The 14089-nt window shown below is 45.7% G+C and carries 18 protein-coding genes and 3 riboswitches; of the genes, 5 read left to right on the forward strand and 13 right to left on the reverse strand.

Features of this window, described 5'->3' with window-relative positions:
- Window positions 1-126: 126 nt before the first annotated feature.
- The 11 genes from CKL_RS18725 to CKL_RS18775 all read right to left on the reverse strand — a co-directional run bounded on the left by CKL_RS18725 (window position 127) and on the right by CKL_RS18775 (window position 7471).
- Window positions 127-540 (reverse strand): sigma-70 family RNA polymerase sigma factor, encoded by a 414-nt coding sequence (locus tag CKL_RS18725; RefSeq protein WP_012104157.1) that lies wholly within the window; start codon window positions 538-540, stop codon window positions 127-129.
- 482 nt (window positions 541-1022) lie between these two features.
- A riboswitch (cyclic di-GMP riboswitch) is annotated at window positions 1023-1109 on the reverse strand.
- A complete protein-coding gene (locus CKL_RS20510) occupies window positions 1079-1492 on the reverse strand; it encodes a GntR family transcriptional regulator (RefSeq protein WP_012104158.1) in 414 nt (137 codons plus the stop codon). It overlaps the preceding riboswitch by 31 nt.
- On the reverse strand, window positions 1476-2096 hold the full coding sequence (locus CKL_RS18735; protein ID WP_242649440.1) for a P-loop NTPase family protein: 621 nt from the start codon (window positions 2094-2096) through the stop codon (window positions 1476-1478). The genes CKL_RS20510 and CKL_RS18735 overlap by 17 nt, the downstream gene beginning before the upstream one ends.
- A gap of 131 nt (window positions 2097-2227) precedes the next feature.
- Window positions 2228-2491, reverse strand: a complete 264-nt coding sequence (locus CKL_RS18740) for a hypothetical protein (RefSeq protein WP_012104160.1) — start codon at window positions 2489-2491, stop codon at window positions 2228-2230.
- 16 nt (window positions 2492-2507) lie between these two features.
- Window positions 2508-2969 (reverse strand): hypothetical protein, encoded by a 462-nt coding sequence (locus CKL_RS18745; protein WP_012104161.1) that lies wholly within the window; start codon window positions 2967-2969, stop codon window positions 2508-2510.
- Window positions 2966-3790: an ABC transporter permease gene (locus tag CKL_RS18750; protein ID WP_012104162.1), complete on the reverse strand. Its 825-nt coding sequence runs from the start codon at window positions 3788-3790 to the stop codon at window positions 2966-2968. The genes CKL_RS18745 and CKL_RS18750 overlap by 4 nt, the downstream gene beginning before the upstream one ends.
- 15 nt (window positions 3791-3805) lie before the next feature.
- Window positions 3806-4600, reverse strand: coding sequence for an ABC transporter permease (locus tag CKL_RS18755; protein WP_012104163.1), 795 nt, complete (start codon window positions 4598-4600; stop codon window positions 3806-3808).
- A complete protein-coding gene (locus CKL_RS18760) occupies window positions 4584-5519 on the reverse strand; it encodes an ABC transporter ATP-binding protein (protein WP_012104164.1) in 936 nt (311 codons plus the stop codon). The genes CKL_RS18755 and CKL_RS18760 overlap by 17 nt, the downstream gene beginning before the upstream one ends.
- Before the next feature lie 127 nt (window positions 5520-5646).
- Window positions 5647-6570: a sensor histidine kinase gene (locus tag CKL_RS18765; RefSeq protein ID WP_012104165.1), complete on the reverse strand. Its 924-nt coding sequence runs from the start codon at window positions 6568-6570 to the stop codon at window positions 5647-5649.
- A gap of 3 nt (window positions 6571-6573) precedes the next feature.
- Window positions 6574-7269 carry a response regulator transcription factor gene (locus CKL_RS18770; RefSeq protein WP_012104166.1) on the reverse strand — a complete coding sequence of 232 codons (696 nt, stop codon included), beginning with the start codon at window positions 7267-7269 and terminating at the stop codon, window positions 6574-6576.
- A 22-nt stretch (window positions 7270-7291) separates the two neighbouring features.
- Window positions 7292-7471 (reverse strand): excisionase family DNA-binding protein, encoded by a 180-nt coding sequence (locus CKL_RS18775; RefSeq protein WP_012104167.1) that lies wholly within the window; start codon window positions 7469-7471, stop codon window positions 7292-7294.
- Window positions 7472-7719: 248 nt separating this feature from the next.
- A riboswitch (ZMP/ZTP riboswitch) is annotated at window positions 7720-7800 on the forward strand.
- 66 nt (window positions 7801-7866) lie between these two features.
- Window positions 7867-7982: riboswitch (THF riboswitch) on the forward strand.
- Between the two features lie 147 nt (window positions 7983-8129).
- On the opposite strand from CKL_RS18775, the gene CKL_RS18780 reads away from it, so the two are divergent.
- The 4 genes from CKL_RS18780 to CKL_RS18795 all read left to right on the forward strand — a co-directional run bounded on the left by CKL_RS18780 (window position 8130) and on the right by CKL_RS18795 (window position 11088).
- The gene (locus tag CKL_RS18780) at window positions 8130-9032 is read left to right on the forward strand and encodes an ECF transporter S component (RefSeq protein WP_012104168.1); all 903 of its coding nucleotides are present in this window, start codon (window positions 8130-8132) and stop codon (window positions 9030-9032) included.
- Between the two features lie 34 nt (window positions 9033-9066).
- Window positions 9067-9873 (forward strand): N-formylglutamate amidohydrolase, encoded by an 807-nt coding sequence (locus tag CKL_RS18785; protein WP_012104169.1) that lies wholly within the window; start codon window positions 9067-9069, stop codon window positions 9871-9873.
- Between the two features lie 91 nt (window positions 9874-9964).
- Window positions 9965-10600 (forward strand): class I SAM-dependent methyltransferase, encoded by a 636-nt coding sequence (locus CKL_RS18790; RefSeq protein ID WP_012104170.1) that lies wholly within the window; start codon window positions 9965-9967, stop codon window positions 10598-10600.
- 164 nt (window positions 10601-10764) lie between these two features.
- Window positions 10765-11088 carry a helix-turn-helix domain-containing protein gene (locus tag CKL_RS18795; RefSeq protein WP_012104171.1) on the forward strand — a complete coding sequence of 108 codons (324 nt, stop codon included), beginning with the start codon at window positions 10765-10767 and terminating at the stop codon, window positions 11086-11088.
- Between the two features lie 178 nt (window positions 11089-11266).
- On the opposite strand, the gene CKL_RS18800 is transcribed toward CKL_RS18795, so the two are convergent.
- Window positions 11267-11521 carry a helix-turn-helix domain-containing protein gene (locus CKL_RS18800; RefSeq protein WP_012104172.1) on the reverse strand — a complete coding sequence of 85 codons (255 nt, stop codon included), beginning with the start codon at window positions 11519-11521 and terminating at the stop codon, window positions 11267-11269.
- A 14-nt stretch (window positions 11522-11535) separates the two neighbouring features.
- On the reverse strand, window positions 11536-13338 hold the full coding sequence (locus CKL_RS18805) for a VirD4-like conjugal transfer protein, CD1115 family (protein WP_012104173.1): 1803 nt from the start codon (window positions 13336-13338) through the stop codon (window positions 11536-11538).
- Between the two features lie 147 nt (window positions 13339-13485).
- Between CKL_RS18805 and CKL_RS18810 the strand changes: the two genes are divergently transcribed.
- Window positions 13486-14025, forward strand: coding sequence for a DUF1697 domain-containing protein (locus tag CKL_RS18810; RefSeq protein ID WP_012104174.1), 540 nt, complete (start codon window positions 13486-13488; stop codon window positions 14023-14025).
- Window positions 14026-14089 lie beyond the last annotated feature (64 nt).

Genomic DNA, 14089 nt, shown 5'->3' on the forward strand with positions numbered 1-14089 from the left:
ACAGCTAACGTATTTAAGCTGCTGGATATGACCGAATGGCTCGGTGTTTTTCAAGGAACACGAGAGAGATAAAAATCCCCCTCACTTCTATAAAGGAAAAAGTGAGGGGGGCGATGCGCCAAAAGACTAAATTTCCATCAAATTTTTTAGCTTGGATAAAACCTTTGAGAGCCTGCGATTGACCGTAGATTGGTTAATACCAATGCTTTTGGCAACTTGTGACTCACTTCTCTCATTGAAGAATATTTCGTCAATGAGAGAGCGTTCATCCTCCGGCAAGATGTCAAGAGCAGCCCACAGTGACTCCAGCTGCTCCTGATGTATGAGCTTGTCCACTATGTCCGGCTGAACACGGACTATGAGGTAATCAATGTTAACACCATCCTCATGGAACCGCTCCAGCGACAGCTCATTCTGGCGAATCAGCTTGTTCTGATAGCGCTCCGCTTCACGCTCTTTATGATAGGCACGGTAGACGGCTTCGCTGACCTCCACACGCTGCCTTTTTACAATAATGGTATATTTTTTATTCTCTGACATATGTTTGTCCTCCTGATTTTCAAAATTTTGTTGAAAACGAAGGACAAGAAGGCGGTGATCTACAACGAGGAATATCTCCTAAAAACGCAAAAAGAGCGCACCAGCGGACATAGTCGTCCGTTGATACACTCTTGTAGATATGTTCGTATTTAACACGTTCTGTTAGTTCGTGTTTGTGACCGCTCTGCGCCCATGCGCAGCATAGCCTTTTTTTGACAAGTTACCGATTATAGCTGTATGTAGGAGATAGATGTCCGCTTCATCACGCCCGACCGCTGCTGAGCAGTGGTCGCCTTAAGTTCAAGGCATATTGAATACACATTGAAAACCCTCCAAACTGGTGAGCTTGGAGGGTTACGATATGCTTATTCAGGCATTAAGATAGACCCGCCAAACTCACGTTTTTTTTGTTGGCGGGTAGCGCCTTTCATTTATTATGAAAAAAACCTGCCGCAAAAGGGCAGGTTTCATACGCAATCCTTTACGGCAGCCAGACTGTCATAATGCTCTCGCACTTTAGACCCTCGGCTTTGCGTCCTTACCTTTCGGCAAGTTTGCCCTTTGTCGGAATTCTATTTTCAAAACCATAATCAGAGTTGTCATTGGAATATTGAAATACCACTTCAATGATCTGCTGCCTGTCATATCCAAGTGCTTTCATTGCATGCAGGAACTGCTTGGTTGTATACTGAACCAGTTCCTGACGCCGGTACATGATTTTTTCCTGATCCTTAATCACCGAGTAACCTTTTCCTGTTTCCTTCCCCACCAAACCTTCATGAACCAAAGAAATCATGGCGCGCTGTACGGTATTTGTGTTGACCTGTGCTTCGGACGCTATTTTTCTAAACGAAGGAATTGGCATACCCGGTGCCAATTCACCGGATAAAATCAATTTTTGAAAGTGATTATGTAATTGAAGATAGATGGGAATTTTACTGTCGAAATTCATTATGCTGCCCATCCTCTTCCAGCTTCATTTGACCGGTATCCAGATTTATAACCTGATCAGTAAGTCCGCGCATACGCTCTGCGGAGGACGCGGTTAGAAGCACGGCTATGTATGCGTTAACCTCAATGAGCATTCTCTTTATGATTTTTTGATCATACGCTGAAGCATCTGTAAACATATCCTCCAGAACCAATAAATCAGGAGCTTTCAGGATTTCTCGTATCACCAGCAGTCTGCGGATCTCGCCTGATGTCAGTTCGCTGCATAGCATGTTCTCCTTACCATCCAGCCCGGCAATCAACAGCATACCGGTTAGCATATTGTCAGTTTCGTGCTTTGCATTTGCTTTCTGTAAGACCTGTAAGGGGGTCTGCTCCAGTGGGACTGTGTCCGACAGCAGCACATATCCCATAGACCCGTCGATTTGAAACTTCCCTATGTAATTGGCATCTTTGCCGATCAAAATCCGTATTAGCGCGTGGGTTCCGGCTCCTGTACAGGCTATGATTTTCCCGTAGTGCAGATTAAAGCTGATATCATGAAAGATTGTTTCCCCGGCCTCTATTTTCGTGAGACCGGTACAGTGCAGTACATCACGGTTCATATTACAATGTTCATGCTCCTTTCCTGAAAAATTAATATGCCCAAGGACTACTGTATACAGCAATGATTTGCTGACTGCAAATATACACGCTCAGTTTCATAGATAATCCCGTGTTATTTTTTCTGACAATCTTAGATAAGACGCGGAATCACGACAAAAGCCAGAATACCCACAAGGTACACCGCGTTCAGGCCAAGAGCAATTTTGGTATAAATATCTCTCAAATGCTTTTTGGCAAACAGAAACAGTGAATAAATAAAGCTGAGCGCGATGAAGATGAAGTAACCGATCACGATACCTGTCGCGTTCGGGTCGGACGGCTTCCACACAAAGAGGATCGTAATGGGGACAAAGATCGTTATAAAGGCAATGATACTTAGAATTTTATTTTTCATGGTTTTTTAACTCCTTTTATTTGATTTCCAGTTCTACAGAGCCGGTGAAGCCATCGCCCTCAACGGCAATATAGTTGCTGGCAGATGGCAGCTCAATTGTTTCAGAATAATCGCCGCTGCTTTCGATCAGCACCTGAGGGTCATCCGTCCCTGACTTAAAAACAACCTTTGCAGTCCCATCCGTGATGTTGAGTGTGCAGGTGACTTTGATTTCATTTCCGTCGTTTCGTTCCAGCGCCGTTCCGCCAAAGAGGGTTTCCGTTCCCGTGAAGCTGTCATAATCAGCGGAATAGTTTCCGACATAGCTGTCGGAGCCGAAGCTGCGCTTTCCCTGCAATTTGCTGTCTTTCGTCAGGTTATCGTCCCCGGCCTCCTGCAAAGCCTCGTTATAATGATTGACAATTTCATCTTTTGTGCAGCCTGTCAGTACGAAAACGAAGCAGCACGCGATCATTAAGAAGAGAATGTATTTTTTCACTTATAAGCCTCCTGTCGGTTTTGCCTGCCGTGACCGCCTTTCTTTAAGGAAGCGGCTGCAGCTGCATCTTTGCTCGGAATATGGATGATGATTCCTGTCAGTATTATCATTGCTAAGATTACGCAGATGCCAATAAAAGTGTTCTGCGTGGAAGCATAGCTGCCTGCGGTATCGGACACAAAACCTTCGCCGCCAAACCCCACGATACTGAGCCCGGCTGACAACGGCCACAGGTTGCGGATCACGGGATTCTTAAAGTAAATCGTAATGTATCCGAGAAGGAACGCAACCACGGCTCCGCCCCGGAAAGCGTCCTGTCTGCGCCCACAAAGGGCGATCAGAGGGAATTCTCCAATACAGGTAAAGAGGGCCATACCGATAATCTGGATGCTTCCCGATACAATGACGGAGAGCGACATGTTTTCCGGGCAGCAGATCAGTCCGACGATACTTGTAATGAATGCATTATAAAGGCCGAGCAGCAACGCAACCACACCGAGGGCGGTCAGCTTGCCAGCCATAAGGCGCGGGAAGCTGACGGGAACGGTCAGCAGATTCTTGAGGGTGTCATCCGTGTATTCCCGGTTGATCATATAGCCGCCGATCAGGGCGAGAATCATAGGGAAAAAGATTGTCATGTTGTTCCAGATGGTGCTGTTAAGTAAATCAGGAAATGTATAGTTCAAAACGGTCTTGGCGTCGTCCGACATCATGTTCTGCATCGCAATTGAAATGATAGGAGAACAGGTTACACCGATGATGCCGACGAGGATGATGCTGTACCGTTTCAGTTTTTGAAATTCTGTGCGAATCAAATTCATCGTCACGCCTCCTTTCTATAGTTCGCGCTGGTTGTAAATTCGTATCATCAGCGCGGTAAACACAACCGCCATCACCACAAGGATTATAAGGCAGACGGGGGTGGAAACGAAGTAGGGCCGCATGGTTTCATAAAATTCCGATGCTGAACCTTTCCCCGGATCGTAAAACTGATAGATCCAGCGGTTGATCAGCGGGATGGGCAGCACAGTCCCGATATTCACGCCGACAGGTGTCAGCATGCCTGCGTCCGTAAAGTGGACGACGTAGTTGACAATCGTATAAAACAGGGTGATGACAATGGAAATCAGGTTGTTCTTATTGAACCACACCACTAACACCACGCATGGGAGAGCTGCTGTCAGGAGCATAATCCCAAGCAAAATGCTGAGAAAAAATTTCTGCCCCATATTGATAAGAGCCATGCCCAGCAGCTTTGCGCACACTGCACTGGCTAGAAATCCGCCGAGGGAATAGGCCACGGCGACAATCGCCATGACGCTGATTTTCGCCAGCACAAGCCTTTCTCTTGAGACCGGGATCGTCGCAAGGTTTTTTAACGTGTCGCTGTCCTGCTCCGTAAAAAACAGCGAAGTAGAGATTACCACCAAAATGGGAAGCAGCAGAAGGAAATCTCCGTAGTCAACAATTCCCGAAAATAGATTGTCAAAATCCGGCTGCGTTGGGGTGTTCCAGTACAGCGCTGTCATCACAATCGGAAAAATGAATGCCGCCAGTGTCGCCAGCAGAAACATGGGACGCCGTTTGAACTTTTGAAATTCACAGAGGATCAGGTTATGCAATGCCCTCACCCCCGGTCACGCGCTTGAAGTAGTCCTCCAGCGTATCCTCGCAAGTATGGGCTTCCGCGACCTCCAATCCACTCTCAATAAAAGCGCGGGTGAGCGCCGTCACCGGCAAATTCGTATCGTACAGGCGCAGACTGCGGTCATTTTCCACCGTAAAGTTATTCGTCCCAAAGCTTCGCTCCATGATTCTGGACGCCTGTGCCGTGTCGGAGACGATGAAATGAACATACTTACTGTTTTTTTCTTCTAATTCAGAAAGACTTTCTTCCTCCAGCAGAGCCCCATGGTCGATGATGCCGATATCGTCCGCCAGCAGGGATATTTCCGAAAGAATGTGGCTGGAAATCAAAATGGTTTTTCCTCTCGCGTCGCACAGCTCCCGGATGAACGAACGGACTTCCGCAATGCCGATGGGGTCAAGCCCGTTGATCGGCTCGTCCAGAATCAGCAGTTCCGGGTCGTGCATGATGGCAAGCGCGATGGCCAGACGCTGCTTCATACCGAGTGAGTATTGTGAAAACAGTTTTTTATCGCCGTACGGCAGCCCGACAACTTCCAATGCGCTGGAAACAGCGTTGCGCTTGGAAACACCCCGGAGTCGGGCAAAGATATTCAGGTTTTCCGTGCCGGTCAGATTTGGGTAAAAGCCCGGCGACTCAATGAGGTTGCCGACACGTGGCAGGATTTTTTTCTCATTTCCACGAATGCTTTTACCGAAAATTTTCACCTCTCCCGAGGTCGGCTGCGTCAGGCCTAGCAGCATTTTCATCGTCGTGGTTTTTCCGGCACCGTTTCGTCCGAGCAACCCATAAATACGACCCTTTTTTACATGAATACTCAGGTTGGCAACGCTTTTCTGCGCGCCATTCTGCGCGCCATATTGTTTGGTAAGATTTTTTGTTTCAATGATTATATCACTCAATCTCAGAACCTCCTTTTCTTACTGAAACCAGTGTAACACGCCAAGCTTGCATTAACCTTGCATTAACCTTGCATTAACCTTGCAATTTTGGCAGAAAAAAAATCCCTGCCCACAGACAGGGATTCACTCAATTTTTTACTGAGAAGCCAACGATAAACGCTGTATATCGGTTTGGTTCACTTTGGGCGGTAATCTTACCGTCCATTTTTTCGACCATCTGCCGGACAATGGACAGTCCCAATCCGCTTCCCTTATCAGAGCGGCCTTTATCACATTTGTATAACCGCTCAAAGATGTGCGGCAGATCCGCTTTCTCGATGCCGATCCCGTTGTCTGTGATACGGATTTCAATTTTATTTCCTTCTTGTGTCATTTCGATTTTTATCTGTGTGGCCCGGCTATGGTTAATGACGTTTTGCACCAGATTGTTGATAATACGGGCATATCCGTCCAAATCCACCTTTGCAAACAGCGGCCTTTCCGGAATATTAATTTCGTAGTCTAGATGATTTTCTTCAAATATGGGAATCCAGTCTTTCAGAACATTTCGGGTTAGCTCCGCAAGCTCCACCCGCTCTATGGATAAGGCGAATTCGCTGGAATTGAGCTTGAACCAGTCGAAAAGGACATCGATATAATCCTTCAGGTCGTGGGCTTTGTGTCTGGCGATTTCCAGATAATCCTCGCGCTCTTTTCCTGTGACAACGCCTCTATGCGACGCATCCAGATAGCCGATCAATGTAGTGAGCGGTGTCCGCACGTCATGGGAGAGGCTAGTCATGAGTTGACGATTGGTTTCGTCCGCTGTCCTGAGTCCGGAGAGCTGTTCCTCGTAACGGGTAACAATTTCATTCATTTTGTAGGAAAGGTCTGCGGTCAACTCATTGTCCACGGCAAGAATTCTGCGATTTCCGTTTCCGGCTTCAATGTCATTCAGAGCATCTGTCATGTCCTGAAGCTGCCGCTTGACACCAAGGAGTTTTCCCATACAAATCATACCGAACAGAAGAGCAAGGAAGAAGAGTATGCCTAATGTCACATCGAGAATCACGGCTTACACCTCCTTGTTGAAGCGGTAGCCGATTCCTTTTACCGTCTGGATGTAATAGGGAGCGCCGGAATCAGGTTCGATTTTTTTGCGGAGCCTGCTGATAATCGCCATAATATTGCTGTCATCATAAACGTATGCTTCACCCCAAACTTCCTCGTAAATCTGCTGTTTTGTCAAAATCTTCCCCTGATTTTTCGCGCAGAACAGCAGCAGGTCAAATTCTTTCGGCGGCAATTCAAACGTCCCGTTCTGAGTGGTTACGCTCCGGCTGTCCAAGTCTATGGTCAGCCCCTGATAAGTCAGCGGCTGTGAATGATCTCCAGTCGTATTGAACCGCGTATAACGGCGGATTAAGGAAACCACACGGGCAATCAGTTCATCCATATCAAAGGGTTTTGTCAGATAATCATCCGCACCCGAGCGCAGTCCGCGAACCTTTGATGTGCTGTCATTTTTGGAGGTCAGCATTAGTATGGGAACACTGCTTGTCTGCCGTATTTTCTCCATAGTCTGAAAGCCGTCCATTCCCGGCATCATCACATCCAAAAGAATAAGCTGGTAATCATTCTTCTGGAGCATGGCGAGCCCATCCGCACCGGAATAGCAATGGTCTGCGTCTATACTTTCAACCGCCACGCTCTGCCTGATCAAAGCACACAGCTCTTTATCATCATCAATCACTAAGATTTTATAGCTCATTTTCAATCCTCCTTCGATTCATTTACTTTTTTTCTTCTTTCTTCCTCGCATCAGCTGGTTTCTCCGCATCCTTTGGAATTGCCCATGCGCGACCGAAACGAACCGCTCCGGCTATTCTGTTTTCCTCGCAGAGTTTCTGTATTCTTCTCTTTGAGATACCCCATTGATCAGCGGCCTGCTGTACGGATATATAATCAAGCATTTGTATTCCTCCAACTTGTGTCTTTCTCTCAGTATATACGCAATCGCGAATGAAAGCAACAACCGCCTTGCAAAGCCAGTCCTCTCACTTTAATTAAGAGAGGGAGCTGGCTGTGCGCTAATACGATAAATTTTTTGCTTGGAAAGAATTTTTGAAAGCCTACGAGCTCACGCTCTATCATGCAGCGAGTCCAATGAATTTCTATTTGTGCCTTGAAGTTGACAATACTAATGAGCAGTGGTAATATAAATGTGTTGTATGACTGACGGAAGTGGATTCAACCACAGGGAGTACAGCGTTTTGGAAAGCCGACCGTCTGGGCATGATGCTTGGATTGGTGGGTCTTTTTTATTTTCTGAATGCACTTAATACCATTCAGAGAACATTTGAATCAGAGCAGAGTAGAACGTTGTGCGTAAATCATTGATTTGCAGTGCCTTCTGAACGGGGAGTTGTCAGAGGGACGAAAAGCCTTTTAGGGCTTACGGTACAAGGTTCGCATCCCGCTGCTGCATAAGGAGAAGCGGTGTAATGATTGTGCCTCTTGTTGTGTAGCTGTGCTGCATGACAGGAGGTGTATTTGATGGTTATAACTTAGAAATTCAATTTAACAATAAACTTTCTATGTCACGTTCTATTTAAGAAGGGAGAAGTTAAATTGAAGAATACAACTTTATATGTGCGCCGCATCACAATCTCTGCGGTATTTCTCAGTATTTCACTTGTTTTAAAAACAACATTTTCTTTCTACATACCCGTGTTTGGTCAAAATGGAATGAGTGTTGGCATCTCCGGCATTTTCTCCATTATGCCATCCCTGTTATTCGGGCCAGTATATGGCGCGGTTGTGTCCGGGCTTTCTGACTTTTTGGGTTACCTTTTAAAGCCTGTTGGAACCTATATACCTCTTATGACGCTGGTCGTAGCTGCCGGTGGATTTATCCGGGGCGCATTATGGTCTGTCCTGTGCAACAAAGACAACAAGAAAATGAGAATGATAGTTGCAATTTTTTCCGTACTCATGTTATTAGCAGGGATTTGTAATATTGCGTTTCTGGCTGCCGATGGCGTTAATCGTGAATTCTACAATCATGTACAAAAAGAAAACGTCAATACGGACAACATGCACCTTATCAGTAAAATGCTGATTGAAAGAACCATTGGTACAAAAGATCCATCGGGAAATCTGGCAACATATATTTCTTGGGTCACAACCGCAATGATTGGATGCGCAACTCTCGGCATCCTGTTGTTAGCCGCTGATCTCTTCCTGTCGAAAAAGATTTTTCATGACACAAGCAGGGAGCAGATCCCCCAACTTCTTATCGCTATGATTGGTTCCGGTTTGATTGTCACCACTCTTAACACAGTCGTATTGCGTGAAACAATTTTTACCGCATGGAAGGTACTGCCGTTTGCAGTCATATGGATTCCCAGAGTAATTGAAGAAATCCTTGGCAATACAGTCAAGGCATATTTTGTGGTCATTCTGATGGGCATTTGCAGAAAACAGAATACCCTGCAAGAGATAATGAATGGGTCATCCGTTAAGTTCAAATAGAAATCAAAGACTCGTAAGATTGGAGCGGAGCATTTTGGAACACTATACGGTTTTAAATGAAAACGTACACCAGTTTCCGGTGGTGATTGATTTACCCCACAGCGGCACCTTTGTCCCCGAAGACATTCGCAGCAGCTTCCTTAAAGGCGTCTGTCTGTCAAACACAGATTGGTTCTTGCCGGAGCTATACGACTTTCTTCCTGCAATGGGCTGCACCACGATCATCAACCACCTAAGCCGTTATGTGGTAGATATGAACCGGCCGGTCAATAGTGCAAAACATGGGGATTACCGCAAAACCGTAGTCTATCAGGAAAATACTCAAGGCAGCCGTTTGTATTCTTCACCGCTGAATGAGAATGAAATTAACCGTCGGGTAGGCCTGTATTATGACCCTTATCATCAGGCGCTTGAAAAACTTTTGCGTGAAAAATTAAAGGTGTATCCGTCGGTTCTCCTTTTGGACTTGCACAGTTTCTTCCTTGACTTTGGCGATGGCGGCAGCCAAGATATTTATTTATCCAACCGACGCGGCGTTACATCCTCTGAGCAGACGTTGTATGGACTGCACGAAAATCTTACAGCACAAGGCTACAGTGTTATAGATAATGCAAACTTGGGAGGACATATTATTAATCATTACCGTGAGCTTTTTGGCGAGCGGATTGAGGGTGTGATGATGGAACTGCGGTATACAAAATATATCGCAGACCGCTACTTTGGAGAAGAAGAGCTAACGGATAGAAACGAAATGCTTTTTCAATCTGCAAAGCAAAAGCTAAAGGAAGCGTTTATGCGACTGCCTTATTTTCAGGGGGTAAATACAAAACAGGCGAAATAGCAACGCGTATTTTACGGTATATGACTACAATGGAAATAATTTCTACGTATCCCGATATAATTAATAAAATCACAAAAGGAGGAATAATCCGATGGAACAAAAAGATTACTGGAACAGTGTATCGGAGACAAAACAGTTTACAACGCCATTTCAGGCAAATGAATTCGCCAATTATCTCGATCTCAATGCCGTCATTCTTGATGTTGGGTGCGGCTATGGCCGTACATTAAACGAATTGCATCATCTTGGGTACAGGCATCTGATTGGCATGGATTTTTCGCAGGGAATGATCGAACGGGGAAAACAGCAGGCTCCTTATCTTGACCTCCGTTTGAAAAAAGATGCAGGGATTGATTTGCCGGATCATAGTATAGACGCAGTGATACTCTTTGCCGTCCTGACTTGTATCAAAAGCAATGAAGAACAGCAGGCTCTGATTTCCGAAATAAATCGTGTATTAAAACCTGACGGAATTCTCTACATCAATGATTTCCTTATCAATTCAGATGAACGAAATCAAGCCCGCTATCAAAGCTTTGAAGAAAAGTATGGCATCTATGGTGTCTTTGAATTGCCGGAAGGCGCCGTTCTTCGCCATCACTCAGAGAAATGGTTGAAGGAGCTTATGGCTGATTTTAGCACATTGAAATATGAACGCCTGACATTTACGACTATGAACGGGCATAAATCGAATGGATTTTATTTCATAGGAAGGAAACTTTCCTAAGTCTATCGTTTATTCTTAAGTTACCTTCAAAAAACAACCAGTATATCTTGCTTTTCATCAATGACCTAGGTTATTATTGTTTTTTGTTCTCCCTAACAGTCATCACTGGTTCGTTCTCAATCCTAAGCCCATACTGTAAAATTGGGTGAGGAGGTGAACTTACAGTGGAGGAATTGCTGAACTCATTTGGTCAGACCATAAAGGAAGCCCGGATTGCCGCAGGCATGACACAGGATGCCCTTGCGGAACAGGTCGGAGTCACGCCAAGATACATAATGGCCATTGAAAATGAAAACAAACACCCAAGAATGCCGGTACTACTTAAGATTATCCGCGCCTTGAAAATATCAGCCGATACGATCTTTTACCCAGAAATTCAACATTCAGACAGAGAAAAAGAACAGCTCATGCATATGATTCAGCTGTGCGGCAAAAAGGAAATCAAAATAGCCGCCGCAACCATCAAGGCGCTATTGGATGCCAGATAAGCAGAATCCATCTTCTTTCTTCGGAGGTGGATTTTCTTCATGTTAAAGTAATTATTGTTGTTTCTCTGTGTTTAAAGAAATCCTTAGAGTGACAAGTTCACTGCATAGGCCATGATGACACATACCATATGCCGCCGACAGGACGCACTGCTCCCTTGGCGGTAGGGTATGTGTTTTCTCATTTCACCGTAAACAGCAGACTACTCTTGCCGCCGTTTTCCCGCCAGCGCTGTTCCTTTTGAAGATAGCCGGTCTTTTCGAGGTCGGCGATGGCTCGCTGTACCGTGCGGCGGGAGAGCTTCAAGTCCTTAGCAATAGTACCGATTGCAGGATAACAGGTTCCGTCCCTGTTCGCCCGGTCTTTCAGATACCGGTAAACCGCCACGGCACGGTGTGGGACATTTTCAGCATAGAGTGAGGAAAGATAGTTCAAATCACGAACACCCCCTAATCGGTACGTAGAGGCATGGTGGGAAGCTCCGACTCATGCTCCTGCACTGGAGTATGCAGCATACCTCCGTTGCGGTCATCACCGGGAGGCTCCGGAAATTCAGCAAAGTCATCTTCCTCATAAGCACAGCCTCGCTGGAGGATTTCCTGCTCCAGCTCAAAGCGGTCGGCATAGTGAACCTTTCGGGCGGCACGTTCCTCCCCCTCAAAGGGCTTTTCGAATCGGATGCCCCATTTCAGGAACAACGGCAGCTTGGTACGCATGGGACAGCAGCCGGTCTTGGCCAAAATAAAGTTCCCCTTGGGCAGAGTTTTCAGCTCATCCGGTGTCATCAGCGGGCGCTGGATCATCTGCAGGCTCTGGCTGGGATCGTTCTTTCCTCTGCTGATGGAACCGGACATGACGGTTTTATTCCCCAACGCCCTTGAGAGGATATCTGCGCTTTCCGAGTTGGGTGCAAAGCCTCCAAATAAAATGTCCTGACAGTTATCAATGATAATTGCGGAACCCTCCTTGCCGTAGTTTTTCTCAAGCTGAGCGAAGGATTGAATGATGGGTACCATGCTGATGCGGCGGGAACGGCCTGCGGAGAACATCATCTCCATTGACTGGATCTTAGGGATGGTTCCGATCTCATCGGCAAAGATCATGACCCGGTTGGGAAGCTTGCCACCGTATTCATCGGCCACGGTCAGCATCTCCCGGTAGAGCTGTTGCAGGAACAACGACACCATAAAGTATTTCGTGTTATCTTCCTCCGGCAACACAATAAAGATGGCACACTTCTCCTTGCAGAAGGTTTCCGTGTCCAGCGAGCTGTCGAAGCACAGAATCTGCTCCATCTCGGAATCCAGAAAGGCATTGAGGCGTGACATAGCCGTAGACAGCACGGAGGCCATTGCTTGGTCTGCGGTGTTGAGGGCGGCTCCCGCAAACCATCTTGCCTTATGGTCAGTCGGTAACTTATCCATAAGCAGCTGGAACTGACTTTTATTCTTCACCGGGGAGGGAGCCAGCAAATCCTGTATCATTTTGAACACCGATATGATGTGCCGCTTCTCCGGAGGACAGTATTCTGCAATCAGCAGAATCACGGATGTCAATAATCCCTCGGCGGCATCGTAGAAAAAGGCGTTCTGCCCATAGCTTGCCGAATCCTCGCCGCTGCTGGAGATGATGGTCTTGGCAGTGATTTTGGCATACTTCTCCGCTTTAGCTTTCAGCGCGAGATTCTCCGGATTTTCCATGTAGGCATCCATATAACGGTTCACCAGCTGCAGGATGTTATCCCCATCCGAGCGTGTGGGGTTACGCAGATCCAGCACAGATATTTTGTAGCCATAATAATCCTTTGCGATGCCTGCGTAGTTTCGGAACAAATCCCCCTTGGTATCGGTGCAGAGGAAACTCATGCCAGAGGCGCAGGCGTATTCGATGTTGGGGTATAGAAAGTTTGCGGTTTTACCTACACCGGCAGCACCGATCATGAGGCAGTGAATATCGCCGTCATCAATAAGGGCGGTGGTAGAGCCTGCCTTTTGCTTACTCCCTACCACAAGCCCCTGCAAGGTGGGCAGATTCTGCCCACGCCGCCATTTTTCCGGCTCGTAGGTTACATGTGTGTATGTCCGTCTGATTTCGCTTTCTGTGGCAAAACGGGCGGTACCGTGCTGACCGTCACCGACCGTTTTAGATTTAATGCCGCTAAGGGTATAATAGTGTGCTAAAAGAGAAAGACCGCCGATGACAAAAAACATCACGGCGGCCACTGCAATTAGAATAGTTACTTGGGATAACATAGGGAACTCCTTTCTTTTATTTGAATTGAACTTGTAGTATAATGACTGTAAATATTGGCCTTAGAAATATAAGGCTCGGCAATTGTTAATCAAGTTTAAGATAGTAGACGAATTATTAAATCAGAATTCTAAGAGGTGAAATTGTATATGAAAAGATACATTGCATTATTAAGAGGTATCAATGTAAGCGGCAAAAATAAGATAGCAATGTCTGAACTAAAAACAGGTTTTGTAGAAATGGGCTATACAGAAGTTTTTACACACCTCAATAGCGGCAACGTTATCTTTTCAAGTGATATAGATGATACGGCTATTCTTGTAAATACAATAAAAATGATGATAAAAAACAAGTTTGAGTTAGATATACCAGTTTTTATTATTTTACAGGAAGAATTGGAAGATATATTAAATAATGCGCCCGATTGGTGGGGCGATGATAACAAGGACATATATGATAACCTTATTTTTATGTTTCCTCCCTTATCTTATAACGAGTTTTATAATAAGGTTGGAAGTCCTAAAGAGGAGTATGAGAAAGTATACAATTATAAAAATGCTGTTTTCTGGTCTTTTAACCGAAAAGATTATCAAAAGACAAATTGGTGGTCAAAGACTGCCAGTTCAAATATAAGGGACAAGATTACAATCCGAACAGCAAATACAGCAAGAAAAATAGTTGGAATATAGTCTGCAAACTCCAGTTAATCCGCTTTAGTAACATTTGGTTAATAAGCAAACTGAGCATGACGGT

The organism is Clostridium kluyveri DSM 555, assembly GCF_000016505.1.
GTDB classification, from domain to species: Bacteria; Bacillota; Clostridia; order Clostridiales; family Clostridiaceae; genus Clostridium_B; species Clostridium_B kluyveri.

Bases quoted from the DNA above. Each gene is read 5' to 3' on its own strand.
- CKL_RS18725 (WP_012104157.1), bottom strand. From the start codon at position 540: ATGTCAGAGAATAAAAAATATACCATTATTGTAAAAAGGCAGCGTGTG.
- CKL_RS20510 (WP_012104158.1), bottom strand. From the start codon at position 1,492: ATGAATTTCGACAGTAAAATTCCCATCTATCTTCAATTACATAATCAC.
- CKL_RS18735 (WP_242649440.1), bottom strand. From the start codon at position 2,096: ATGAACCGTGATGTACTGCACTGTACCGGTCTCACGAAAATAGAGGCC.
- CKL_RS18740 (WP_012104160.1), bottom strand. From the start codon at position 2,491: ATGAAAAATAAAATTCTAAGTATCATTGCCTTTATAACGATCTTTGTC.
- CKL_RS18750 (WP_012104162.1), bottom strand. From the start codon at position 3,790: ATGAATTTGATTCGCACAGAATTTCAAAAACTGAAACGGTACAGCATC.
- CKL_RS18770 (WP_012104166.1), bottom strand. From the start codon at position 7,269: ATGAGCTATAAAATCTTAGTGATTGATGATGATAAAGAGCTGTGTGCT.
- CKL_RS18775 (WP_012104167.1), bottom strand. From the start codon at position 7,471: ATGCTTGATTATATATCCGTACAGCAGGCCGCTGATCAATGGGGTATC.
- CKL_RS18790 (WP_012104170.1), top strand. From the start codon at position 9,965: ATGGAACAAAAAGATTACTGGAACAGTGTATCGGAGACAAAACAGTTT.
- CKL_RS18805 (WP_012104173.1), bottom strand. From the start codon at position 13,338: ATGTTATCCCAAGTAACTATTCTAATTGCAGTGGCCGCCGTGATGTTT.
- CKL_RS18810 (WP_012104174.1), top strand. From the start codon at position 13,486: ATGAAAAGATACATTGCATTATTAAGAGGTATCAATGTAAGCGGCAAA.